Genomic DNA, 25,340 nt, shown 5'->3' on the forward strand with positions numbered 1-25,340 from the left:
ATTTTATGCTTTGGAACAACAAAAAAATGGGAATCAAAATTAAATTTCGATTCCCATTTTTAATATTGTTGAAACAGTTTTAAACTTCTTTAGTGATCACTTGCATGGTTTCACGGCTTACTTGTTTCAATAAAACGACTTTATTTTCTTCGACAGTTTGCGCTGCCTTGTCATTGAAATGTCGGATTGTGTATAAGGTTACATTTTCTTCGTAATCCACTTTGAATTTTTTAGATAAAATGGCATTCAATGCTTTAAAATTATCAAATTTATCCTCTACACATACAGAGAAACTAATGGCAGAATTCTGAATTAAGTTTACTTTTATTTTGAATTGGTGAAACAACGCAAAAATCTCACTGATGTTTTCTTCCATGATGAAAGAGAAATCTATTGATGAAAGAGAAATTAAAAGTTGGTTTCTTTTGACAATAAAACAAGGTAAATACGGTTCTAAATCGACACCTTTAGAAACACTTGTCCCTTTTAACAATGGGTTTATAAATGATTTTACATACAAAGGAATTTCCTTTTTTTGTAAAGGTTGCAGCGTTTTTGGGTGAATAACCGTTGCGCCGTAAAAAGCTAATTCAATGGCTTCGCGATACGAAATCTGATTTAATAAACTTGCGTTCTCAAAATATCTTGGGTCGGCATTCATTACTCCGGGAACATCTTTCCAGATGGTTACGCTTTCGGCATTTAGGCAATAGGCAAAAATCGCAGCAGTATAATCTGAACCTTCACGGCCTAGAGTTGTGGTGAAATTATTTTCATCAGAACCCAAGAACCCTTGTGTAATATTTAAGATTTTTCGTTTTACGTTCTTGGCAATGTTTTTCTGTGTCAATTCCCAATCTACTTCCGCATCTCTATAATTTGCGTCTGTTTTTATGAAATTACGAACATCCAGCCATTGCGTTTTTATTCCCATGAAATTCATGAAATGACTAAGAATAGTTGTCGAAATTAATTCGCCATAGCTTACAATTTGGTCGTAAACAAAATTATAATTAGGAGATTTATTATGTGTCAAGAAATATTCTAAATCAGCAAATTGAGTATTTACAGCTGCAAAAACTTCGTTTTTGTCATCTTCAAATAAATCCATCAAAATTTGATTGTGGTATTTTTTTACTTCTTGGACTGATGAATTTAACTCAGCCGATTTGTCGAAATAGTTTTTTATGACAATTTCCAATGCATTCGTCGTTTTTCCCATTGCAGAAACAACTAACAATACATCTTCATAACCCACTTTTTGTAAAACGTCATATACGTTTTTAATTCCTGCGGCATCTTTTACAGAAGCTCCTCCAAATTTGAATACTCTCATACTTTTAAACAAAAATTGTTCTTTATACTTTATTTCAATTTATTCTCTACAAAATGGTTGATTCCTATTTCATCCATTTGCACTACATACCAATCTTTCAACACTTTTGCCCCTGATTTTTCGTAAAATTCAATAGCTGGAGCGTTCCAGTCCAGAACATTCCATTCCACTCTTCGAACCTGATCTTTTTTACCCTGTTTTATAATTTCAGAATACAAAGCATAGCCAAGTCCGGTTCCACGCATTTTGTCTTTTACCACTAAATCTTCTAAATGAATTGTTTTTCCTTTCCAGGTTGAAAAGCGGTAATACCATAATGCGATACCCACAATTTCTGACTCCACTTCGGCAACAAAAACATGAAATAAAGGAACAGGACCAAAACCATCACGAACTAAATCGGCAACAGTTACAAGAACTGCATCCGGCTCCTTTTCAAAATCGGCTAATTCTTGAATAAGGCCTAAAACAGCCTGCATGTCTTCAGGTTTTCCTTTTCTAATATTCATAAATTTTTATTTTAATGATTCAAAAATGCAATAAAATAGCATTTTTACGTACTAATTTTGTGTTTTATTCAGCAAATATACAATACTGTCAAACTAAATAAATAGTATTCAAATTGTTTTCACAAAAAAAACGATATTTGTGACTTCAAAATAACTACATCGATTTCGTAATGGAAGAACGCAACAAAACACTAGGAGAATTTATCATTGAAAACCAAAATGCTTTTCAATATTCGTCAGGCGAATTATCCCGAATCATTAACTCCATCCGATTGGCTGCCAAAGTAGTCAATTATAAAGTAAACAAAGCAGGATTGGTTGATATTGTTGGGGCTGCCGGAGAACAAAACATACAAGGTGAAGATCAGCAAAAACTCGATGTTTATGCCAATGAAATTTTCATTCAAACTTTAATCAATCGTGAAATTGTTTGCGGTATTGCCTCTGAAGAGAATGATGATTTTATCACTGTAGAAGGAAGTGACAACAGCCATAATAACAAATATGTGGTTTTAATGGATCCGCTTGACGGCTCATCAAATATTGATGTGAATGTTTCCGTAGGAACTATATTTTCGGTTTATAGAAGAGTTACTCCAATAGGAACTCCAGTTACCATAGAAGATTTTTTACAACCTGGAATCAATCAAGTTGCGGCAGGATATGTTATTTACGGAACATCGACGATGTTGGTTTATACTACGGGACATGGAGTAAACGGATTTACATTGAATCCGGCCATTGGAACTTTTTATTTATCGCATCCAAAAATGCAATTCCCAACAGACGGTCATATTTATTCCATCAACGAAGGGAATTATGTTCATTTTCCGCAAGGAGTAAAAGATTACATAAAATATTGCCAGTTAGAAGAAGGAGACAGACCGTATACTTCAAGATATATAGGAAGTTTGGTTTCTGATATTCATAGAAATATGATTAAAGGCGGAATTTATTTGTATCCTACAAGTTCCAAAGCACCAAAAGGGAAATTACGTTTGCTCTACGAATGCAATCCGTTAGCTTTTATTGCTGAACAAGCCGGAGGAAAAGCTTCTGATGGATTTAACAGAATCATGGAAATTGAACCAACAGAATTACATGAAAGGGTGCCGTTCTTTTGTGGAAGCTACAACATGGTAGAAAAAGCGGAAGAATTTATGCATAAAGCGAAATTAAGCAAATACTAAAATGCATGTTTAATAAAAAAAGCTCCCAGATTTCTGGGAGCTTTTTTTATACTTTACAATTACTTGTTCATGTTTTGCATTTCGAAAAGGAAAGTATCTAAATCTACTTTTCTATCTACTAATTTAAGTGCTTTATGTATAATATAATCTACATTTTCAGCATTAAAGCCTAGTGCTACTCCAATTTTTCTTAATAATAATTCTTGTGTGTCACCTAATTGATGATCAACGTGAACCATTCTTGCTAAATCAAACAAACGCTCCAGTCTTTGCTCATGTAAATAAGGAGGGTTTATAGGATATTTTAATGGGTTTTCTAAAATTTCTTCATATTCTGCTTGAGAAATTTCTAATCGAACAGCCAGTTTGTCTAAAAATAGTTTTTCTTCCGGAGCAAACTTATCGTCAGCAAGTGCTACACGAACAATAGCTGAAAAATGACCTTTATTTCTTTGTTTGAATTCGCTATCAAATAAATCTGAAAATGACATAATTATTGTTTTTTTATCTTACAAAGATAAATCTATTTTTAAATTAATGATTTTAATTTTTTTATATTTTTTCTTTGAATTTGATCTCTTTTGAATTGCATTTATTTAAATAATCAAATCAATCATTTTCAAAATTAATCGTAAGTTTACAACCCCTTTATCAACCTAATAAATTACCTATGTCAGAATTTTGGATTTACTTTCAAATAGGATTAAAACACGTTTTAGATATTCATGCTTATGATCATGTTTTATTTTTAATAGCATTAGCAATTCCTTTCTCTTTTAAGGATTGGAAGCGAATTGTGCTTTTGGTAACGCTTTTCACCATTGGACATACGGTGGCTTTATTGCTTTCCGTTTTTGGTATAATTGCGATTAAAGTGAATGTTGTTGAATTATTAATTCCAATAACGATATTAATAACGGCGTTGTTTAATCTTTTTACGGCGGGAAAATCAAGCAAAAAAGAAAGTATAAATTTGGTGTTTTTCATCACACTTTTCTTTGGAATAATTCATGGATTGGGCTTTTCAAATTATTTCAAATCGATTCTTGGAGGTGATGCCACTTCTAAAATATTGCCATTGTCAGAGTTTGCATTAGGAATAGAAGCGGCCCAGATTGTAGTGGTTTTTGTGGTTTTGATTTTGTCGTATATTGTTCAAACCGTTTTTAGATTCTCAAAACGCGATTGGACTTTAGTGATGTCGGCATTTATTATAGGGGTAGTGATACCATTGATTGTTGAAAGTGAAATCTGGATTAGATAAAAAATGAACGAAAAAAAATTAAATAAATACGATAAAGCGTATCTTAGAATTGCCAAAGAATGGAGTTTGCTGTCCTATTGTAAACGCAAGCAAGTTGGTGCGATTATTGTGCGAGATAGAATGATAATCTCTGATGGTTATAACGGAACTCCAACTGGTTTTGAAAATTGTTGTGAAGATGATGAAGGACTGACGCGTTGGGATGTTTTACATGCCGAAGCAAATGCGATTCTTAAAGTGGCACGATCTACACAATCGTGTGAAGGCGCAACCTTGTACATTACGCTTTCGCCTTGTAAAGAGTGCAGTAAATTGATTCATCAATCCGGAATAAAAAGAGTAGTGTATCACAATGGATACCGCGATGATTCAGGAATTCAGTTCCTTATAAAAGCAGGAGTAGAAGTAGAACACATCCCAGTTTTAGAAGAATAATTATTGTCTTCGTATGAAATATAACGTAAAATATTTGCCCATTATTATTTTCTCAACACTCGCTCTGGGAGTTGTGCTGGGCGGAATGTTGAATTTTCCTAACGCAGCTGATTTTGCAGACAGAAATAATTCTAGAAGCAAACTCAACAAATTAATTGATTTTATAGATAATGAATATGTCGATGATATCAACACGGATTCTATTGTAAACCTTACCGTAGATAATATTCTGGCGCAACTCGATCCGCATTCAGTTTATATTCCGCCAAGCGATCAGCTAGAAGTGGTAGAAAGCATGAAAGGTAATTTCGTAGGAATAGGCGTGAATTTCTATATGTATAATGATTCAGTTGCAGTTATAAGACCGGTTGAAAATGGCCCTTCGGCAAAAGCTGGAATAAAGGCTGGTGACCGAATTTTGTATGCTGATAAAACAAAATTATTTGGACGAAAATTACCAAGTGACAGTTTGTATTCTAAATTAAAAGGAACAGTAGGTTCTGATATTGAGCTTACTATCTACAGAAAATCGGAAGGTAAAAAACTTAAAGTAAAAATAAAACGGGATGTTATTCCTCTAAAAAGTGTCGATGCCGCTTTACTTTTGAGTGATAAAACCGGTTATATAAAAATAAATAGATTTGCCGAAACTACGTACAGAGAGTTTATGGCGGGTTTAACTAAACTGAAACAACAAGGAGCAAAATCACTTGTAATTGATGTTCGCGATAATGGTGGCGGTTATATGGAAGAAGCAATTGCTATTGCCGATGAATTATTGACAGACAAGCAGTTGATTGTTTTTACTAAAAATAAAAATGGGAATATAGACAAGACATTTGCCACCAAAAAAGGCAGTTTCGAAAACGGAAATGTGTTTGTTTTAATCAATGAAAACAGCGCTTCTGCCAGTGAGATTCTAGCGGGCGCCATTCAGGATAATGACAGAGGAACTATTGTGGGGCGCCGTTCTTTTGGAAAAGGATTGGTGCAACGTGAAATGGATTTTGCCGATGGTTCGGCCGTTCGATTGACTATTGCCAGATATTACACGCCAACGGGGCGTTCGATTCAAAAACCATATTCGAAAGGAAATGAGGCGTATTTTAAAGAATCAGAAGCTCGTTTTGGAAATGGAGAATTGTATGAAAAAGACAGTATAAAAGTTTCGGATACTTTAAAATTCAAAACTAAAAAAGGTAAAATTGTATACGGTGGCGGCGGAATTGTCCCTGATGTTTTTGTACCGCTTGAAGTAGAACATGGAAATGAAAGTACGGCTTATTTATTGCAATCGGGAATTGTGGGCAATTTTGTTTTCGAACAATTAGATAAAAACCGAAGCGCTTTTAAAGGACTTAACTTTGAACAATTCAAAACTAAAATGAATGAAACGGATTTGTATTTTAATTCGTTTCAAAAATTTATTTTCGGAAACGGATTGGATTTAAATTTTGGAAAAAGCAAGTCATTGGTAAAAAGATACTTGGCTGCTGAATTTGCCCGACAATTGTATGGGGAAAGCTATTATTATGAGATTGTATTGAAAGAAGATGCGATGATTAAAGCTGTTTCTAAGAAGTAATTGTGAAGAAAAATATTGTTTAAAAACAACTAATTTTCATTGTCCCAATCTTTCCTGTACCGAATGAGTTCATCGTCTATCATTTTCTTAGATGTGTTTAATAAATAGGTTGCATCTTCAGAATAAATAGGAGGAAAATAAGTCATTTTAATTTCAGTAGTCCATTTTCCAAAGGATTTTAAAAAATGCGGAATGAAAGTGTCGTCTCCAACAAAAGCATCCGTTTTTTCTTTATAATCAATGGCAATTGGAATAACGGCAGATTTAATCTTCGTGGCCATTACAAACGAGCCATAATTGAAATCTACAGTCGTTGGCAAAACATCGGTTGTGCCTTCCGGAAAATTAATGATAGAATATCCTTTGGCCAGAACTTCACGAATATTTTCGGCAGTTTCTTGTCTGCTCTTTTGGCATTTTCTATCTACAAATAAAACACCCGATATTTTACAGATGTAGCCAATCATAGGCCATGACGCAACTTCTTTCTTCCCTACAGGAAAAGCATGTATTTGATTTACAATGACAATTGGGTCAAAATAAGAACGGTGATTGGCTACAATCAGTCCTTGTATCGTGGGTTTTTCTCCATAAATGATGGTGCGAATGCCTAAAATGTAATTGGACACCCGAATTAAAAAATCGCGTAGATGAAGTGCTCTTTTGGAATTCATTTCTTCGCTGCAAAAGAAACTCGTCAAATAGAAAAGAATCGAAAAAAAGGAAACGAATACTATAAAAACAATTAGCCTGGTCAAGCCCAATAATAGTGATAACATAAAAAATATATTGAAAATGTAAACCTACCACTATTTTTCTTGAGATTTTCCAGAATGAAAATCTATTTACCTGATACTGTCGTGTGCATGAGTTTGCACGCCGTCATTCCATAACGTAAGAATATCCGTTGCAACGGCAGCGCCACTACCGGCAGCAATGGCCAGTTGGCTTCTCCAACCCGCTAAAGTTCCTATGGCATAAATTCCTTCAGCCACTTTGTGGTCGCTGTTCTTTAGTTGAATTCGTTGTTTTTCGGGAAGGGATTTTTGATGGGGTTCCACATAATGCATCAATCCATCTATTGCAAAAGAATTTGCGGATCCTATGCCTATGACAATTGTTTTTGTTTGGTAAGAATTCTTGTTTGTGATGACTGTAAATTCAGGAAATTGTCCTTCAATTTTAAGTACTTTTTCCCCTGGAATTTGAGTGATATGGGGATACGCTTTCGAAAGATGTTCGATGCTTTCCTCCAATAATTCAGAGCCTAATTTCCCTGAAGGGATTCCGTAAGCATTATTAAACAGTGCTTCTTGAAGAGATGATGTTTTTTGATGGGTGAAAATGCCAATTCTTTTGTCAGTGACAAAGGATTTGTTTTTTGCAGAACCCAAAACGAGTGCGCATGAAATTCCAGAAACGCCACCGCCAACGATGAGAACATCAAACATTATTACAGTTGGTCGTTTGATTTCTCTTCAATCTTTTTTGCCATTTTAAAAATCAGAAGAATCAAAACGGCACAAAAAGAAGCAGCAATTCCAATAAAAGCAACTACGCTATCTCCTTGAAATGGATTTCTAAAATCCAACAAAGTAACATTAAATATGATTAGTGCTATTGCTAAAAACACCAAGATGTTAGTGAAAATTTTCATAATACGTTTTTGTTTTTGATATAAAAGAAACAGATTTTTTATTTTAGTAACACATGTCAGCTTAAAATCAGATTATCTTTTAAAATTATCTTAGGGGGTAAATTTATGAAAATTTATTTTAGACGAACAAACCTTTAACATTCGCAGCGAATAATTTAACAGCAATCGCAAGAAGTACAACGCCAAAAGTCTTTCGAATGACGCCAAGTCCATTTTCTCCTAGTATTTTTTCAATTTTAGATGATGATTTCAAAACGATATATACCAGAATAATATTCAAAATTATTGCGATAACAATATTTATAGTAGAAAATTGGGAACGTAAAGATAGTAAAGTAGTCATTGTTCCGGCTCCGGCTATCAAAGGAAACGCCAAAGGGACAATAGATGCAGAACTTGCTTCTTCATCGCGGTAGATGCGAATCCCTAAAATCATTTCTAATGCCAGAAAGAATAATACAAATGAACCTGCAACCGCAAAAGAGTTTACATCAATCCCTATTAAATTCAATAATTCTTCTCCCACAAAAAGGAAAACAATCATGATTATACCCGCTACTATTGAAGCTTTTTCAGATTCTATGTGTCCATGTTTTGATCTTAAATCAACAATAATAGGAATGGTTCCCACGATATCAATTACGGCAAAAAGGACCATTCCAACCGTAATTATTTCTCTAAAATCGATTTCAAACATAATTTTTTTGTTTGCAAAGTTAAACTTTTCGGTAGATTTTTGATTAAAATTAAATTTTATTACAACAATTCTGATTCATTTTTTTACTTACTGATTTTCAATTGATTTCTTGTTTGTTTTAATTCTATCTTGTTTAATATTAGTTTGTTAGTGTGCTCAAAGAGTCAGTTGTTTCGTTGGTTTTCCGAAAAGTTAAAGTTGGTTTTTATCTGAAAAATTACAATTTACTTTGACTACCTTTGCACTTTATAATCTCAGTATCCCAAAATAATGTTTCAATTAGGAAAAACCATCGTCTCAGAAGACATACTCGAAAAAGATTTTGTTTGCAATTTGTCAGCCTGTAAAGGGGCTTGTTGTGTTGATGGTGATGCTGGAGCTCCATTGAGCGTTGGGGAAACTAAGATATTAGAAGAAATCTATCCTAAAGTAAAACCATTTTTACGCAAACAAGGAATTGCGGCTATCGAAGCCCAAGGAACTTGGACAAAAGGAACTGATGGTGATCTTGAAACGCCACTGATTGATAATAAAGATTGTGCTTACGTAATGTTTGACGGTAAAACAGCTTTATGCGGTATCGAGCAAGCGTACAATCAAGGCGTAATTGACTGGAAAAAACCTGTTTCTTGTCATTTATATCCTATTCGTGTGAAGGATTTCACGGAGTTTGCTGCCGTTAATTATGACAAATGGGATATTTGTGATCCGGCCTGTTCCTTAGGTCAGGAGCTTGAGGTGCCAGTGTATAAATTTGTCAAAGAAGCTTTGGTTAGAAAGTTTGGTGAGGACTGGTATGCGGAGCTTGAAATAGTTGCACAAGAACTCAAAAAATAAATCTAAAATAAATGCAAATTTTCTTGTTTGCTGTTTTTAAAGCCCTATATTTTACGGTACTTCAACTCTTTTTTTAAATTTTAAAATACTGATTTTTAGTTATTTAAAATCCACATGAAAAATACCTCAATTCTTTTCGTTTGTTAAAAACTATGGCCGATTGTGAATAAGTTTGACTTTTAATTTCGGCAATATTTCACAATCTTTGTAATCCACAGAAAGCATAAAATTTAGTTAAAATCTCAAAAAAACAAACTACTATAATGGCACAACTTGAACCAATTTTACAAGAAAATAAAAATCGTTTCGTGATTTTTCCAATTAAACACCATGATATTTGGGAATTTTATAAAAGTATGGAAGCTAGTTTCTGGACTGCTGAAGAAATCGATTTGTCACAAGATTTAAATGACTGGAATAACAAACTTTCTGATGAGGAACGTTATTTTGTAAAACACATTCTTGCTTTTTTTGCTGCTTCTGACGGAATTGTAAATGAGAATTTAGCTGAAAATTTTGTGAACGAAGTGCAATATGCTGAAGCAAAATTCTTTTACGGTTTTCAAATCATGATGGAAAACATTCACAGTGAAACGTATTCATTATTGATTGATACCTATGTGAAAGACGAAGCGGAGAAAGATGAATTGTTCAATGCTTTAGAAGTTTTTCCGGCGATTAAGAAAAAAGCGGATTGGGCTTTGAAATGGATTGAATCTGATTCGTTTGCGGAACGTTTGATTGCTTTTGCAGCTGTGGAAGGAATCTTCTTTTCGGGAGCGTTTTGTTCTATTTATTGGTTGAAAAAACGTGGATTGATGCCAGGATTGACGTTTTCTAACGAATTGATTTCTCGCGACGAAGGAGTGCACTGTGATTTTGCAGTACACTTGCACAACCACCATTTAGTAAATAAAGTTCCAAAAGAAAGAATTAGAAGCATTATTGTTGATGCTTTGAATATTGAAAGAGAATTTATCACTGAATCCCTTCCTGTGAGTTTAATAGGAATGAATGCAGTGTTAATGACACAATATTTAGAATTTGTTGCGGACAGATTATTAGTTGAATTAGGTTGCGAGAGAGAATACAACACTTCAAATCCTTTTGATTTTATGGATATGATTTCGCTTCAAGGGAAAACAAACTTCTTTGAAAAGAAAGTTGCCGAATATCAAAAAGCAGGTGTTATGAATACCGATGAAGATGCTCAGAAAATTAGTTTTGACGCTGATTTTTAGAAAGTCGTTATCGCATCATCGGGTGTTTTAGCCCCGATGGAAGGGAATATCCTTTCTAGTCCTGAACTTTTTTCAGGACTAGAAAGATTGGAATGACAGCGGGATTAGCTTCCCAAAAAAATGAAACAAATACTCAAAAACGGGAAAGGGATTTTCTGTTTTTTAAAACAATTAAGCGTATGTATGTAGTTAAAAGAGATGGGCACAAAGAGCCTGTAATGTTCGACAAAATCACTGACAGAATTAAAAAACTATGTTATGGTTTGAATGATTTGGTTGATGCCGTGAAAGTGGCAATGCGCGTAATTGAAGGACTTTATGATGGTGTTTCGACATCTGAATTGGATAATCTTGCTGCCGAAACTGCGGCTTCGATGACTATTGCGCATCCTGATTATGCACAATTAGCAGCTCGTATTGCAATCTCAAATTTACATTCGAATACCAAAAAATCATTCTCGGAAACGATGAATGATATGTTTAATTATGTAAATCCAAGAAACGGTCAATATGCGCCGTTGCTTTCTGAGGAAGTACATAAAGTGATTATGGACAATGCGGAGTTTTTAGACTCACATATTATATACAATAGAGATTTCAACTACGATTATTTTGGTTTTAAAACCTTGGAAAGATCGTATTTGCTAAAAATAAACGGTAAAATTGTTGAGCGTCCGCAACACATGTTGATGCGTGTGTCTGTTGGGATTCACTTAGACGATTTGAAATCAGTAATAGAAACCTACGACTTAATGTCGAAAAAGTTCTTTACACATGCAACTCCAACTTTATTTAATGCCGGAACTCCAAAACCTCAAATGTCCTCTTGCTTCCTTTTGGCAATGCAAGACGATAGTATTGATGGGATTTATGACACGTTGAAACAAACGGCTAAAATCTCGCAATCAGCAGGTGGAATTGGACTTTCTATTCACAATGTAAGAGCAACTGGTTCTTATATTCGCGGTACTAACGGAACGTCTAACGGAATTGTTCCTATGTTGCGTGTTTTCAATGATACAGCGCGTTATGTGGATCAAGGAGGAGGAAAACGTAAAGGTAGTTTTGCTATTTATATCGAAACTTGGCATGCGGATATCTTTGAATTCCTAGACTTGAAAAAGAATACTGGAAAAGAAGAAATGCGTGCAAGAGATTTGTTTTTTGCGATGTGGACTTCGGATTTGTTTATGAAAAGAGTACAAGAAGACAGTTATTGGACCTTAATGTGTCCTAATGAATGTCCTGGATTGTATGACGTTTATGGAGACGATTTCGAAAAAATGTACACGGATTACGAAAAAGCCGGAAAAGGTAGAAAAACCATCAAAGCGCATGAATTGTGGGAGAAAATTCTGGAATCGCAAATCGAAACTGGAACACCTTACATGTTGTATAAAGATGCTGCCAACAGAAAATCAAACCAAAAAAATCTAGGTACAATTCGTTCTTCGAATTTGTGTACGGAGATTATGGAATACACTTCGAAAGATGAAATTGCGGTTTGTAACCTGGCTTCACTTTCGTTGCCAATGTTTGTGGAAAACAAAAAATTCAATCACGATTTGTTGTTCACCGTTACCAAACGTGTAACCAGAAACTTGAATAAAGTTATTGACAGAAATTATTATCCGGTAAAAGAAGCTGAAAACTCAAATATGCGTCACAGACCAGTTGGTCTAGGAGTACAAGGACTAGCCGATGCTTTTATTATGTTGCGCTTGCCGTTTACGAGTGACGAAGCTAAAAAAATGAACCAGGATATTTTTGAAACTTTATATTTTGCAGCAGTTACCGCTTCTATGGAAATGGCCAAAGAAGAAGGACCGTATTCTACTTTTGAAGGTTCACCAATGTCACAAGGAGAATTTCAGTTCAATTTGTGGGGAATGAAAGATGAGGAATTATCTGGTCGTTGGGACTGGGCTTCCTTGAGAAAAGAAGTGATGAAACATGGTGTTAGAAACTCATTATTAGTAGCGCCAATGCCAACGGCTTCGACTTCTCAAATCTTGGGTAACAACGAAGCATTCGAACCATATACTTCTAATATTTACACCAGAAGAGTACTTTCGGGTGAGTTTATTGTGGTAAACAAACATTTGTTACACGATTTAGTGGAACGCGGTTTGTGGAACGAAACCTTGAAACAAGAATTAATGCGAAATAACGGTTCAGTTCAAGCGCTTGATATCCCTCAAGACTTGAAAGAATTGTACAAAACCGTTTGGGAAATGTCCATGAAAGACATTATCGATATGTCACGTCAACGTGGTTATTTTGTGGATCAATCACAATCGTTGAACTTATTCATGCAAAATGCCAATTATTCTAAATTGACATCGATGCATTTCTATGCTTGGCAATCCGGATTGAAAACGGGAATGTATTATTTAAGAACAAAAGCTGCGGTGGATGCGATTAAATTTACATTGAACAATGATAAAAAAGCAGATCCAATTGAAGTGAAAGAACAACCAATCGCTGTTCCTGTTGTCGCTGAAGCAGTAGAAATGACGGCTGAAGAATACAGAGCAATGATTGAATTGTCTAAAAATGCCGGTCCAGACGAATGTGAAATGTGTGGATCTTAAAGATTTAAGAATGATGATTGACGATTTTTGATTTTTGATCGAGAATCAGTAATAAATAAACCTGTAGTCATTTTGGTTAAGGAGAAATTTTAAGCAGTTATTGTAATGATAGCTGCTTTTTTTGGAGCTATTTACTTCGTCAGTTCGCTTCGCTCGTGTCCCGCTTTTCGTTGCAATATTTTTATTTTTAAAGAAAAAATAAAAAGGATTTCCACTGTAATTAGTGGCTAAAATATCAGGAAGTTACTTCTTAAATTTGTAAATAATTCACTATATTTGAGGTAGTTATCATTATAAGTAATCATTTTTTATATGAACTACTATGGAAAATAAAAAATTTACTGTTACAGATGATTTATTAGCTTCCAAAAGCCAGCGTCTCCTGAATTTCATTATCGATGTATTGATTATTTATATCATCGAAATCACCATTGGCACCACCATCATTATAATAGGAGATTTGACCCATAGTTATGCTGCGTCGAATTGGGTTTCATCATTGAGCCCAATCGAAAGCTTCTTTTTTGGACTGATTATCCTGTTTTTTTATTACTCAATTACCGAAATGTATTTCTCCAGAACCTTCGCTAAATATTTTACAAAAACACTAGTTGTAAAAAACGACGGTTCAAAACCCAATATGAAAAGCATTATTATACGTACAGTATCGAGATTAATTCCTTTGGAGCCTTTTTCTTTTTTAATGGCTGAGCGAGGATGGCATGATACATTGTCCGTTACGTATGTGGTGAAAAAGCATGAATTTGTAAAAAAAAAGAAATTGCTTGATCCATCGGATGAAATTGTAGTTTAATAATAGTTCCTTTAAAAACGAATACACTGTTGCTTAAGAAAATCTTAAATTAAAATGTATTTTTGGTTCTTTTAAATCTGAAATCAAAATTCGTTAATCTGAAATCATAAATCATAATGAACTGGGAACAACTTTTATCACTAAGACGACAAGGCGACAAAGGCAAAAGATTACGTGTAGAACAAGACGATACCCGTTTGGGTTTTGAAGTTGACTATGACCGTATCATCTTCTCCTCCGCTTTTAGAAGTTTACAGGATAAAACACAGGTTATTCCATTGTCAAAAACTGATTTTGTGCATACCAGATTGACACATAGTTTGGAAGTTTCGGTTGTAGGGCGTTCTTTAGGACGATTAGTCGGTAAAAAAATTATCGAAAAATATCCACACTTAAAAGAAGTTCACGGATATCATATGAATGATTTTGGCGCTATTGTTGCCGCGGCATCCTTGGCGCATGATATTGGAAATCCACCTTTTGGACATTCTGGTGAAAAAGCGATTGGAGAATATTTTTCGATTGGAAAAGGACAGCAATACAAAGATCAGCTTACTGCAAAAGAATGGCAGGATTTAATTGATTTTGAAGGGAATGCCAATGGGTTTTCAGTACTGACGGCTAGTCGCCCCGGAATTGAAGGCGGACTTCGAATTTCCTATGCTACTCTTGGTGCTTTCATGAAGTATCCAAAAGAAAGCTTGCCTAAAAAACCAACTAAAGACATTGCCGATAAAAAATACGGTTTCTTTCAAACCGAAAAAGCTTTTTTTCAAGATGTGGCTTCTGATATGGGTTTGATTCCAAATAAATCCGGAGATAATATAGGTTTCGAAAGACATCCTTTGGCATATTTAGTAGAAGCTGCGGATGATATTTGTTACACCATTATTGATTTTGAAGACGGTATTAATTTAGGATTAGTTTCTGAAGATTTTGCTTTAGAATATTTGATAAAATTGGTAAAAGACAGTATTGACACCTCTAAATACAAAACTTTAGAAACCAAAGAAGATAGAATCAGTTATTTGCGTGCTTTGGCAATTGGTAGTTTAATTAATGATGCTGTGAAAGTTTTTATCGAAAATGAAGCATTAATTATGGATGGTAAATTCCCGTTTGCCATCATGGATAAAAGCAAGTACAAAGCGCAGATGGATGATATCATTAAAATCAGCGTTAAAAATATTTACCAAAGCCGTGAAGTCATCGAGAAAGAAATTGTTGGGTACCAAATTATACAAACCTTATTGGATAAATTCATAACGGCTTTCAATAATAAATTCAACGGAAACGCGTCCAACTATGATTCCTTAATCCTGAAAATGTTGCCTGAGAAACATCATTTGGAAAAAGAGAATCTATATGGTAGATTACTTCATATTTGCCATTATGTGTCACTTTTGACAGATGGGAATGCGCTCGAATTATTTGAAACTATTAATGGTAGAAAGAAGAATTAATTTTTAAAAAATATATTCAATCCCAACACCAATCGCTTGGCGGACCTGAGTTTTTGGACCTTCAGTTACTTGTATTCCAGCAATTTCTCTTTTAGATTTGATATCATCGTCATAGATAACATGTGCTCCAATATTGGCTTTTACATATTGATTCACCACAAGTTCTACTAGAAAGTCACAATCTACATCTATGTTTCCAAAACGATTTACATAATCAGAATATAAGCTTAGACGATTTTCCAGATTGATATTTTTGAAGATTTCTTTTTTGTATTTATTGGTTATTAAAAAACCAAGTTCCATTTTTGATCTTTCTCCTTCGGTGAGTAGATTTCCTTCCAGGTCATAGGTAGCCTTGGTAACACCAAAAGCACCTTGATCTGCCAATCTTTGATCTAAAACTAAGGTTGTTTTAAATGTAAATGGCGAGATATAAAATGTTCTTTTCTTTTCTTTATCAATGTTTTCAGCACCTACTCCCATAAAAATATAAGCTGGAGCAAAAGGTTTTGAGATTGCTTTTTCAGTATTTGGATACGCATAACCATTTGTGAATTGCGTATTAAAATTGAATTTAGCCGAATGATACCAGTTAGAAAGAGTGTCTTTTCTGAAGCCAAATGTGGAGTTTAATTGTATCGCATCTTCTGTTTTTCGTATGTCGATTCCGTCTTGTTTATTCAAACCGTATTTAACGATTAATTCATTCGACCAGTTGTAATTGCTCCTGGCGTAAACTCTATGAAATTTTCCTTTAAACAATCCTGAAATCGAACTTGTTCCCCCTGCACTCCAGTTGACAAAGGCAACTTCAGAGATGTCAAAACCTAAACTGTTTTTTTTACTCCAATGGGATAATGGAAGATAATACGTCAGAGTTTGTATTTTAAATGCTACTTTCAACGGTTTGTTTGCTGTAGAAAGCGTTGTTATAGGTCTAAGTGTGTCAGATAACGGTGTGATTCTTATTTCTTGGGAGAAACTATTAAATGAGATTGTAAAAGTAAGTACAAGGAGTGTGCAGGTTAATAATTTCATTTTGGACTAGTTGTGTTTAAGGTTGCAAAATAATTATTTTAATAACTCGAAAAAAGTATTTCAAGACTTTTAACGTCAATTTTGCAGTATTGTTGTAATTCAGCTACAGTTCCTTGCTCGATAAACTCATCAGGAATGCCTAGAACGGTTACTTTTGAAGTATAATTGTTTTTTGAGGCGAACTCCAGAATCGCACTTCCAAAACCGCCTTTTACGGCACCATCTTCTATAGTAATTATTGTTGCGAATTCTGTAAAAATGGTGTGTAATGCATTTTCGTCTAATGGTTTAACAAATGGAAAGTCGTAATGTGCAATGGTTTCTGGATGCTTTATTTTGGCTATAGCCAAAATGACATTATTGCCAATAGTTCCATTGGATAAAACGGCTACTTTTGAACCTTCTTTTATACAAGCACTTTTTCCAATTTCTATTTTTTTATACGTTCCAAGATGTTGCGTCTGCCAATCGGCAATAACACCGCGCCCTCTTGGATAACGGATAGCGATAGGATGATCTAATCCCAATTGTGCGGTGTATAAAATATTTTGTAATGCTATTTCGTTGCGAGGCGCATAAACAATCATATTAGGAATGCAACGTAAATAAGCCAAATCGAAAACACCGTGATGCGTTGCGCCGTCTTCTCCCACTAAACCGGCTCTATCCAAACAAAAAATTACTGGAAGATTCTGTAAAGCCACATCGTGAATCACCTGATCGTATCCTCTTTGTAAAAAAGTGGAGTAAATGTTGCAAAAAACGACCATTCCTTGAGTTGCCATTCCGGCTGCTAAAGTCACAGCGTGTTGCTCGGCGATTCCTACATCAAAAGCACGTTTTGGAAAAGCCTCCATCATAAATTTCAAGGAGCTTCCAGATGGCATTGCAGGCGTAATTCCTATAATTTTTTCATTTTTTTTGGCTAAATCCAATACGGTCAAGCCAAAAACATCCTGATATTTTGGAGGTAGATTTTCTTCGGATTTGATGTGAATTTCTCCTGTTGCAGCGTCAAATTTTCCGGGTGCATGATATTTTACCTGATTTTCTTCGGCTTGTTGCAGTCCTTTTCCTTTGGTGGTAATGATATGAAGGAATTTTGGTCCTTTGGTTTTTTGTAAACGTTTCAATTCTTTGATGACAGTAAAAATATCATGACCGTCTATTGGACCTGAATAATTAAAATTCAAAGACTTAATCATGTTGTTTTGCCTCGGATTTTTTCCAGCTTTTACGGCAGTGAGGTATTGTTTCAAAGCACCTACACTTGGGTCAATTCCAATAGCATTATCATTAAGAATAACCAATAAATTAGCATCGGTAACCCCGGCGTGATTTAATCCTTCAAAAGCCATTCCTGATACAATGGAAGCATCTCCAATCACCGCAATGTGTTGTTTATTGAAGTCGCCTTTCAAATTAGAGGCAATTGCCATTCCTAAAGCTGCCGAAATGGAAGTAGAGGAGTGGCCTACGCCAAAAGCATCGTAAATACTCTCACTTCTTTTTGGGAAACCGGAAATACCGCCGAGTTGCCTGTTGGTATGAAAATTTTCTCTTCGACCGGTCAGTATTTTATGGCCGTAGGCTTGATGACCTACGTCCCAAATCAATAAATCGTTTGGTGTGTCAAAAACATAATGCAAGGCAATTGTCAATTCGATGATTCCTAAGCTTGCGCCGAGATGACCTTCTTTTACAGCTACAACGTCGATAATAAAACCGCGTAATTCTTGGGCAACTTGAGGAAGTTGCGCTTCGTCAAGCAAGCGTAAATCGGTTGGGTTATTGATGTTTGAAAGTAAATTGTTTTTCATTGTTTTATAAAAAGCAAATTTACGGTTTTAAATTGGAATCTTTTTTTCAATTTAAGACGATTCTAATACCAGTCTTACGATATACAGGTAGTTATTAAATAGGTCAACTAAGTCTAGATTGGCTGCTTTTTGAAACAGCTACGATTAGTTATGGTATAAATATGTTTTGTCAAAACTATTTTGTTTAGATCAAAGAAATAGGTGCAGTGTATAATGTTCGTGTTTTTTTACCATTTTGTTCACCTGGTTTCCATTTAGGACATAATTTCAAAACTCTAATAATTTCACTTTCTAAAGCTTCGTCAATTTCAGATTGGGGTTTGACATAGGTTAATGAGCCGTCTTTATCGACAACGAATGAGATTGAGATTTCGGTAATTTTATTTTTTATATTTTCTGGATGTTTGAACTCTTCTTTAAAAAAAGTATAAAATTTTTCAATCCCGCCATTGTATTCTGGAGGGAATTCGAAACCAATACCTCCATTGTAAATTAAATCTTCAACAGCAGTCTCGTTCTTTGTTGTTTCTTCGCAAGCAATTGTTTGGGGATTTATAAATTTTACATGATTTACGTTGGTTGCTGGTGCTAGAGGTTGAACATGGTTTTGGGTATTGTTTTTTTCTGGCAACATCATGCCAACAGTTATACGAGATGCTTTTGTACTGTCTTTAACCACTTCAACAGCATCAATTTTTTGTTTGTTTCCATTTTTATCGGCACAACTAAACAAAGTGGTTCCCATTGTGATAAACAATGCTAACAAAAACATTTTGTGATACTGAGTTTGAATATAAAGTGCACGACTCGGGATTTGAATGGTAATCGAATCTAATTGCGATTTTCTCATTCTACCACAGATATTCTGGTTTTGATTTTGGATGAAAAAATGCTGCACTTCTTCAGGTAACATTGCAGTAAAATCTACAACAGTTTTAGCGCAACTCATACAAAAACGACCTTGGTCATTTGGAGTCATTTTGTTCCAATCCTCTTGACAAGGTTCCGAAATTGTGATTTTATATTTCCTTACCATACTTTACGTTTCTGATTATAAAACTAACGAAAATTATTTCAAATCCTTACTTTTGCTGTATGATAAACCCATTTACCGACGAATATTTCATGAAAAAAGCTTTGCAGGAAGCTGAAATGGCTTTTGAAAAAGGCGAAATTCCTGTTGGCGCTCTAATTGTCATTGATAATAAGGTCATTGCCAGAAGTCATAATTTAACCGAATTATTACATGACGTTACGGCCCACGCCGAAATGCAATCAATCACTGCTGCTGCTAATTATCTTGGTGGGAAATATTTAATAGGTTGTACACTCTATGTCACACTGGAACCTTGTCAGATGTGTGCCGGCGCTTTGTACTGGAGTCAAATTTCGAAAATTGTGTATGGTGCTAGCGATGAAAATCGCGGTTTTGTAAAAATGGGAACGCAATTGCATCCTAAAACTACCGTTGTTTCTGGAGTTCTGGCAAATGAAGCTTCGGAGTTGATGAAGCGATTTTTTGCGGAGAGAAGGAAGTGATATTATAAACGAATGCCCTAGCCCAGATAGCAGTGAAAATCCTTTTCTTTTTTTCTTTAAAAAAGAAAAGATTGTAATGGATAGCTGGAAATAGCTCTTAAAAACAAATAAATTATAAATTACAGATTGCTTCGAAGAATCTCGCAATGACGCACAAAAAAACCGCCAATCTCACGAAAGGCGGTTTTTATTTTTATTCTATGACAGCATTTTCTTTTTTGTCGTAGAAATGATATTCTAAATACGTGTAAGCATCACGAGGTATAATTTTCACCCATTTTTTATGTTCAAGAAACCATTTTGAACGTAATGATGGAAAACCTTTGGTAAGGTATGCGGCCACAAAAGGATGTACGTTAAGCACAACATCTTTGTGGTTTTTTAATACTCTTTCTAGATCAAAAGCAATTTTATCAATGATTTGAATTGGCGCTTCAATTTCGCCGCTTTCATTGTTTGGATCTTCTTCTCTAGTTTTAATATTTACTTCAGGTCTTACTCTTTGTCTTGTAATTTGAACTAATCCAAATTTACTTGGGGGTAAGATCTTGTGTTTTGCTTTATCATCGCTCATTTCTTCTTTCAAGAAATCGAACAACACTTTACGATTTTCAGGATTTGACATATCGATAAAATCGATTACAATTATACCACCCATATCACGAAGACGTAATTGTCTTGCGATTTCGGCAGCTGCAATCATATTGACTTCCATGGCGGTATCTTCCTGGTTGGTGGCTTTATTAGAACGGTTTCCGCTGTTTACGTCAATGACGTGCAAAGCTTCAGTGTGTTCGATAATAAGATAAGCTCCTTTACTCATGGATACTGTTTTTCCAAAAGAAGTTTTGATTTGTCTCTCTATGTTGTATTTCTCAAAAATAGGTGTGTCTTTTGATTGATAAAACTTAACAATTGATTGTTTGGATGGTGCAATTTCTTGCAAATAATCCTTTGTTTGGTTGTACAACTCTTCGTCATCTATCTGAATACCGCTAAAGGTATCGTTGAAAACGTCTCTTAATATCGAAGAGGCTCTGTTGAGTTCTCCTAATACTTTTGACGGATGATGAGCAGTTGGTAATTTTTTACACATTGCAGTCCATCTGCTGAGCAGGTTCTGCAAATCTTTTTCTAATTCGGCTGTATTTTTGCCTTCGGCTACTGTGCGAACAATAACACCAAATCCTTTTGGTTTGATGGATTGTACTAATCGTTTCAAGCGTTCTTTCTCTTTTTTGTCTTCTATTTTTTGTGAAATAGAAACGCGGTCAGAAAACGGAACCAAAACTATAAATCTTCCGGCAAGAGAAAGCTCAGCGCTAATTCTTGGTCCTTTTGTAGATATAGGTTCTTTGACGACTTGTACTAAAACAGATTGATTGGAACTCAAAACATCAGTAATGGTACCATCTTTGTCTATTTCTTTTTCAAACTGAAAGTTTTTTAGGGAGAAATCTTTTAATTTACCTGCGCTTACAAGTTTTATGAATTTCAGTTGGGAAGATAAGTTAGGACCTAAATCATGATAATGTAAAAAGGCATCTTTTTCGAAGCCTACATTTACAAATGCAGCGTTCAATCCGGCAACTGGTTTCCTGATTTTGGCAATAAAAATATCACCAACCTGGAAGTTGCTTTTTTCTTCTTCTTTGTGTAATTCAATTAGTTTTCCATCTTTTAATAAGGCAAAATCTACGGCTTCAGAACTAGATCTAATGATTAATTCTTTATTCACACTGTAAATTTTTTATCTATTCGCCAAGGCGAACAAATGGATTAAACAATATTTTAACAGGTATTGAACCCGGGGAAAATTAGCTGGCAGTTTGCAGTGGTAAGTACGCAGTTAACTGAATACTAAAAACTGAATACTGATTACTAATTCTCAATTTCAATGAACGTTTAAAAAGAAAAAAGTAGTTTAAAACTACTTTTTCTTTTTGTGACGGTTAGCTCTCGCTCTTTTCTTGCGTTTGTGCGTTGCTACCTTATGTCTCTTTCTTTTTTTACCACTTGGCATATCTTGTAGATTTTATGATTAATTAATATTGTTATTTTGCTTCGTTATTTGTTTTCACTCCTTCTACAAATACTTTTGCAGGTTTGAATGCAGGAATGTTGTGTGCAGGAATTTTTATTGTTGTATTCTTAGAAATATTTCTTCCTGTTTTCTCAGCTCTAGTCTTCACTATAAAACTTCCAAAACCTCTTAAATAAACATTGTCTCCAGTTTCTAATGAATTTTTTACTTCATTCATAAAAGTCTCTACAGTTGCCTGTACATCTCCTTTTTCAAGACCTAATTTTTCTGAAATTTTTGCTACGATATCTGCTTTCGTCATTTTCTTTCCTATTTATAATGTTGTACTATTTTTTTGAGTTTGCAAATATAGGAATTTAAAAAACAATTATTCAAGCTAATTCATTAAATTTTAATCACATAAACTTTTACTTTTGCTAACAAATAATTAAAACATGATTTTTTCTAACTTGCTAATACAATGGTATTTACAAAATAAACGCGATTTGCCATGGAGGAATACCACTAATCCATACCCTATTTGGCTCTCTGAAATCATGTTACAACAGACGCGTGTTGCACAAGGAATGCCTTATTTTTTATCTTTTACAACCGCTTTTCCTACCGTTTTTGATTTGGCGAAAGCCAATGAAGAACAAGTTTTGAAACTTTGGCAGGGATTAGGATATTATTCCAGAGCTCGAAATTTACATAAAACAGCACAGCATATCGCTTTTGATTTATCGGGAGTTTTCCCAGGAACTTATAATGACTTATTGAAATTAAAAGGAGTAGGAGAATATACCGCAGCGGCCATTGCTTCTTTCTCCTATAATGAAGTCGTTCCGGTGGTTGATGGGAACGTGTTTCGGGTTTTATCCCGTTATTTTGATGTTGATACGGATATTGCTCAGGCTTCCGCCAAAAAAGAATTCGCAGCTTTGGCTTTCGAACTCATGCCAAAAGATAATCCGGCAACGTTCAATCAAGCGATTATGGAGTTTGGTGCGTTGCAATGTGTTCCTAAAAGTCCAAATTGCGGCATTTGTGTTTTCAACGAAAGTTGCGCCGCTTTGCAAAAAAACAAAGTCGATCAGTTGCCTGTAAAGTCCAAAAAACTAAAAGTTAGGAACCGATATTTTAATTATTTGGTTCTTGAAGACGAAACGGGAAATACAATTATCCAGAAACGAACGGACAAAGGAATTTGGCACAACTTATATGAATTCCCTTTGATAGAAACCGATGCGACAGAAGATTTTGATAGCGTTGTTGCTATGGTTCAAAAGGATTTTGGCAACCAATACGAAATTATAAGCATGTTAGAATACAACGAAAAAAGCATCATTCATAAATTGTCACACCAGCATTTGCATATCAAGTTTTGGAAAGTATCTGTAAAAGGAACAATTGAAAACGGAATTGATGGAGAAACTTTGAAGACTTTTCCTTTCCCAATTGTGATTCATAATTTTATTGAAAAGGATTTATAGAGTTTCTAAAAAAATGTATCTTTGATAGAAATACCAAATCCTACAATGAACGGAACATTAAATAAAGTTATGCTTATCGGTTTTCTTGGTGATGATGTCAAAATGCATTATTTCGATGGAGGCAATTGTATCGGAAGATTTCAGTTGGCAACAAACGAAGTGTATATAAACAAAACTACCAATGAAAAAATCACTTCTACAGAGTGGCATAATTTGGTAGTACGCAATAAAGCGGCTGAACTTTGTGAAAAATACCTTTCTAAAGGAGATAAAATATATGTGGAAGGGCGCATAAAGTCCCGTCAATGGCAATCAGAGGATGGAAGTACAAAACACACCACCGAAATTCAGGTAACCGAATTCACTTTTCTTTCCACAAAAAAAGACAGTGAAAACAACAAACAAATTCCTGTAGCTGATGTCTCGAAAAACACTAATTTTGACTCGGAAAATAATGTCTTGCCTATTAATGATTTGCCATTTTGATTGTTTAATTAATCTTAACTAGTTTGGACCCAGAGCCCAGTTTATTTTTTTCTTACGCTATTGATGCTAATGTAGTATTTGGCTTTACAGGAATTGCCATTTTGCTGTTTTGTTCAGCATTAATCTCAGGCGCTGAAGTAGCCTTATTTTCGTTGTCACAAAAAGACATCGATGAAACGGTACAAGAAAATAACTCCAAAGGCAAAATTATTTCGGAACTTTTAGAAAAACCAAAAAAACTGGTAGCGACACTTCTTGTTGCTAATAATTTCATCAATATTTCCATAGTATTATTGTTTTCATTTGTTGGAAAAACAATTTTTTCCGGAGTAACAGCACCACTTTTAAAATTTATTCTGGAAGTAGTGACTGCAGCCTTTTTAATTTTATTATTCGGTCAGGTCTTGCCAAAAGTATATGCCAGCAGAAACAGTATAAAATTTGCTAAACTGATTGTCTATCCAATTGCTTTTTTGGACAAATTGCTTTCGCCAATAAGTTTGCCCATGCGCGCAGCCACGATTTATTTGCACAATAAATTAGGAAAGCAAAAAACAAATTTCTCTGTCGATCAATTGTCTCAAGCATTAGAATTAACCGCTTCGGATGAAACTTCTACCGAAGAGCAAAAAATTTTAGAAGGTATTGTAAGCTTTGGAAATACCGATACAAGACAAGTGATGAGCCCCCGAATCGATATTTTTGCTTTAGAAATAGACGAATCTTTTGCCGTTATTTGTCCTAAAATCATAGAAAAAGGATATTCCAGAATTCCCGTGTATCGAGACAATATAGACCAGATAGAGGGCGTTTTGTATGTCAAAGATTTGCTGCCACATATTAATACTAATGAATTTGACTGGAAATCATTGTTGCGGGAACCTTTCTTTGTTCCGGAGAATAAAAAACTGGACAATTTGCTAAAAGATTTCCAGAGTATGAAAAGCCATCTTGCAATTGTAGTCGATGAATATGGAGGAACGTCAGGTTTAGTGTCGCTTGAAGATGTGATCGAAGAAATAGTAGGGGATATCAGTGATGAATTTGACGATGAGAATATTAATTTCTCCCAAATTGACGATAGAAATTACCTTTTTGAAGGAAAAATAAACCTCAAGGATTTTTACAGAATAATTGATGTAGACGAGGAATTATTCGAAATCAAAAAAGGAGAAGCTGAAACCCTGGCTGGGTTTATTCTTGAAATTTTGGGAAATTTTCCAAAAAAAAATCAAAAAATTTCATTCGAAAATTGTCTGTTTACAGTAGAAGCTGTGGATCAAAAAAGGGTGAAACAAATAAAAGTAACAATTGAATAA

General features: G+C 34.6%; 25 protein-coding genes. 13 read left to right on the forward strand and 12 right to left on the reverse strand.

Translation table 11 applies throughout. From position 1 onward, the window contains the following. Positions 1-79: 79 nt before the first annotated feature. Together QLS31_RS07855 and QLS31_RS07860 are read right to left on the reverse strand one after the other, a co-directional pair. Positions 80-1,336 carry an aspartate kinase gene (locus tag QLS31_RS07855; RefSeq protein ID WP_282743390.1) on the reverse strand — a complete coding sequence of 419 codons (1,257 nt, stop codon included), beginning with the start codon at positions 1,334-1,336 and terminating at the stop codon, positions 80-82. Positions 1,337-1,365: 29 nt separating this feature from the next. Then, positions 1,366-1,845 carry a GNAT family N-acetyltransferase gene (locus QLS31_RS07860; RefSeq protein WP_282710934.1) on the reverse strand — a complete coding sequence of 160 codons (480 nt, stop codon included), beginning with the start codon at positions 1,843-1,845 and terminating at the stop codon, positions 1,366-1,368. Positions 1,846-2,015: 170 nt separating this feature from the next. Here QLS31_RS07860 and fbp point away from each other — a divergent pair, with 170 nt between their 5' ends. Beyond that, entirely contained in the window at positions 2,016-3,035 is a 1,020-nt protein-coding gene (gene fbp / locus QLS31_RS07865) for a class 1 fructose-bisphosphatase (RefSeq protein ID WP_099714225.1), read from the forward strand. A 59-nt stretch (positions 3,036-3,094) separates the two neighbouring features. Here fbp and QLS31_RS07870 read toward each other — a convergent pair whose 3' ends face one another. Beyond that, positions 3,095-3,526, reverse strand: a complete 432-nt coding sequence (locus QLS31_RS07870) for a TerB family tellurite resistance protein (protein ID WP_099714226.1) — start codon at positions 3,524-3,526, stop codon at positions 3,095-3,097. Positions 3,527-3,705: 179 nt separating this feature from the next. On the opposite strand from QLS31_RS07870, the gene QLS31_RS07875 reads away from it, so the two are divergent. Genes QLS31_RS07875 through QLS31_RS07885 form a run of 3 tightly spaced genes read left to right on the forward strand, consistent with a single transcriptional unit; the run spans position 3,706 to position 6,319 of the window. Next, positions 3,706-4,299 (forward strand): HupE/UreJ family protein, encoded by a 594-nt coding sequence (locus QLS31_RS07875; RefSeq protein ID WP_282710932.1) that lies wholly within the window; start codon positions 3,706-3,708, stop codon positions 4,297-4,299. 3 nt (positions 4,300-4,302) lie between these two features. Beyond that, on the forward strand, positions 4,303-4,734 hold the full coding sequence (locus tag QLS31_RS07880; protein ID WP_099714228.1) for a dCMP deaminase family protein: 432 nt from the start codon (positions 4,303-4,305) through the stop codon (positions 4,732-4,734). A 13-nt stretch (positions 4,735-4,747) separates the two neighbouring features. Continuing rightward, positions 4,748-6,319 carry a S41 family peptidase gene (locus tag QLS31_RS07885; RefSeq protein ID WP_282743392.1) on the forward strand — a complete coding sequence of 524 codons (1,572 nt, stop codon included), beginning with the start codon at positions 4,748-4,750 and terminating at the stop codon, positions 6,317-6,319. A 29-nt stretch (positions 6,320-6,348) separates the two neighbouring features. On the opposite strand, the gene QLS31_RS07890 is transcribed toward QLS31_RS07885, so the two are convergent. The 4 genes from QLS31_RS07890 to QLS31_RS07905 all read right to left on the reverse strand — a co-directional run bounded on the left by QLS31_RS07890 (position 6,349) and on the right by QLS31_RS07905 (position 8,673). Then, positions 6,349-7,098, reverse strand: a complete 750-nt coding sequence (locus tag QLS31_RS07890) for a lysophospholipid acyltransferase family protein (RefSeq protein ID WP_282743393.1) — start codon at positions 7,096-7,098, stop codon at positions 6,349-6,351. A 66-nt stretch (positions 7,099-7,164) separates the two neighbouring features. Beyond that, positions 7,165-7,770, reverse strand: coding sequence for an FAD-dependent oxidoreductase (locus QLS31_RS07895; protein ID WP_282743394.1), 606 nt, complete (start codon positions 7,768-7,770; stop codon positions 7,165-7,167). A 2-nt stretch (positions 7,771-7,772) separates the two neighbouring features. Then, positions 7,773-7,976, reverse strand: coding sequence for a hypothetical protein (locus tag QLS31_RS07900; RefSeq protein ID WP_099714232.1), 204 nt, complete (start codon positions 7,974-7,976; stop codon positions 7,773-7,775). 118 nt (positions 7,977-8,094) lie between these two features. After that, positions 8,095-8,673: a MarC family protein gene (locus QLS31_RS07905; protein WP_099714233.1), complete on the reverse strand. Its 579-nt coding sequence runs from the start codon at positions 8,671-8,673 to the stop codon at positions 8,095-8,097. Between the two features lie 270 nt (positions 8,674-8,943). Between QLS31_RS07905 and QLS31_RS07910 the strand changes: the two genes are divergently transcribed. The 5 genes from QLS31_RS07910 (at position 8,944) to QLS31_RS07930 (ending at position 15,622) form a co-directional block, all read left to right on the forward strand. Next, on the forward strand, positions 8,944-9,510 hold the full coding sequence (locus tag QLS31_RS07910; protein ID WP_282743395.1) for a DUF3109 family protein: 567 nt from the start codon (positions 8,944-8,946) through the stop codon (positions 9,508-9,510). 263 nt (positions 9,511-9,773) lie between these two features. Further along, positions 9,774-10,751 (forward strand): ribonucleotide-diphosphate reductase subunit beta, encoded by a 978-nt coding sequence (locus tag QLS31_RS07915; protein ID WP_121342926.1) that lies wholly within the window; start codon positions 9,774-9,776, stop codon positions 10,749-10,751. Positions 10,752-10,930: 179 nt separating this feature from the next. Then, positions 10,931-13,345, forward strand: a complete 2,415-nt coding sequence (locus QLS31_RS07920) for a ribonucleoside-diphosphate reductase subunit alpha (RefSeq protein ID WP_099716250.1) — start codon at positions 10,931-10,933, stop codon at positions 13,343-13,345. 322 nt (positions 13,346-13,667) lie between these two features. Next, entirely contained in the window at positions 13,668-14,159 is a 492-nt protein-coding gene (locus tag QLS31_RS07925) for an RDD family protein (RefSeq protein WP_282743399.1), read from the forward strand. Positions 14,160-14,275: 116 nt separating this feature from the next. Beyond that, positions 14,276-15,622 carry a deoxyguanosinetriphosphate triphosphohydrolase gene (locus QLS31_RS07930; protein ID WP_282710919.1) on the forward strand — a complete coding sequence of 449 codons (1,347 nt, stop codon included), beginning with the start codon at positions 14,276-14,278 and terminating at the stop codon, positions 15,620-15,622. Between the two features lie 3 nt (positions 15,623-15,625). Here the strand turns inward: QLS31_RS07930 and QLS31_RS07935 are convergent, their stop codons facing one another. From QLS31_RS07935 to QLS31_RS07945, 3 genes are all read right to left on the reverse strand, one after another. Then, positions 15,626-16,660, reverse strand: a complete 1,035-nt coding sequence (locus tag QLS31_RS07935; protein WP_282743401.1) for a DUF3078 domain-containing protein — start codon at positions 16,658-16,660, stop codon at positions 15,626-15,628. 38 nt (positions 16,661-16,698) lie between these two features. Beyond that, entirely contained in the window at positions 16,699-18,480 is a 1,782-nt protein-coding gene (locus tag QLS31_RS07940) for a 1-deoxy-D-xylulose-5-phosphate synthase (protein WP_282743402.1), read from the reverse strand. A 184-nt stretch (positions 18,481-18,664) separates the two neighbouring features. Next, positions 18,665-19,516: an energy transducer TonB gene (locus QLS31_RS07945; RefSeq protein ID WP_282743404.1), complete on the reverse strand. Its 852-nt coding sequence runs from the start codon at positions 19,514-19,516 to the stop codon at positions 18,665-18,667. Positions 19,517-19,575: 59 nt separating this feature from the next. On the opposite strand from QLS31_RS07945, the gene QLS31_RS07950 reads away from it, so the two are divergent. After that, entirely contained in the window at positions 19,576-20,019 is a 444-nt protein-coding gene (locus QLS31_RS07950; protein ID WP_113664969.1) for a nucleoside deaminase, read from the forward strand. Between the two features lie 193 nt (positions 20,020-20,212). Here QLS31_RS07950 and QLS31_RS07955 read toward each other — a convergent pair whose 3' ends face one another. Together QLS31_RS07955 and QLS31_RS07960 are read right to left on the reverse strand one after the other, a co-directional pair. Then, the gene (locus tag QLS31_RS07955; protein ID WP_282743406.1) at positions 20,213-21,757 is read right to left on the reverse strand and encodes a ribonuclease E/G; all 1,545 of its coding nucleotides are present in this window, start codon (positions 21,755-21,757) and stop codon (positions 20,213-20,215) included. 316 nt (positions 21,758-22,073) lie between these two features. Next, on the reverse strand, positions 22,074-22,364 hold the full coding sequence (locus QLS31_RS07960) for an HU family DNA-binding protein (RefSeq protein ID WP_066080765.1): 291 nt from the start codon (positions 22,362-22,364) through the stop codon (positions 22,074-22,076). A gap of 133 nt (positions 22,365-22,497) precedes the next feature. Here QLS31_RS07960 and mutY point away from each other — a divergent pair, with 133 nt between their 5' ends. Genes mutY through QLS31_RS07975 form a run of 3 tightly spaced genes read left to right on the forward strand, consistent with a single transcriptional unit; the run spans position 22,498 to position 25,340 of the window. Beyond that, positions 22,498-23,535 (forward strand): A/G-specific adenine glycosylase, encoded by a 1,038-nt coding sequence (gene mutY, locus QLS31_RS07965; protein ID WP_282743408.1) that lies wholly within the window; start codon positions 22,498-22,500, stop codon positions 23,533-23,535. 45 nt (positions 23,536-23,580) lie between these two features. Continuing rightward, entirely contained in the window at positions 23,581-24,021 is a 441-nt protein-coding gene (gene ssb, locus QLS31_RS07970; RefSeq protein ID WP_099714247.1) for a single-stranded DNA-binding protein, read from the forward strand. A gap of 23 nt (positions 24,022-24,044) precedes the next feature. Continuing rightward, on the forward strand, positions 24,045-25,340 hold the full coding sequence (locus QLS31_RS07975; protein ID WP_282743409.1) for a gliding motility-associated protein GldE: 1,296 nt from the start codon (positions 24,045-24,047) through the stop codon (positions 25,338-25,340).

It is taken from the genome of Flavobacterium sp. XS2P24 (genome assembly GCF_030010285.1).
Lineage (GTDB): Bacteria > Bacteroidota > Bacteroidia > Flavobacteriales > Flavobacteriaceae > Flavobacterium > Flavobacterium algoritolerans.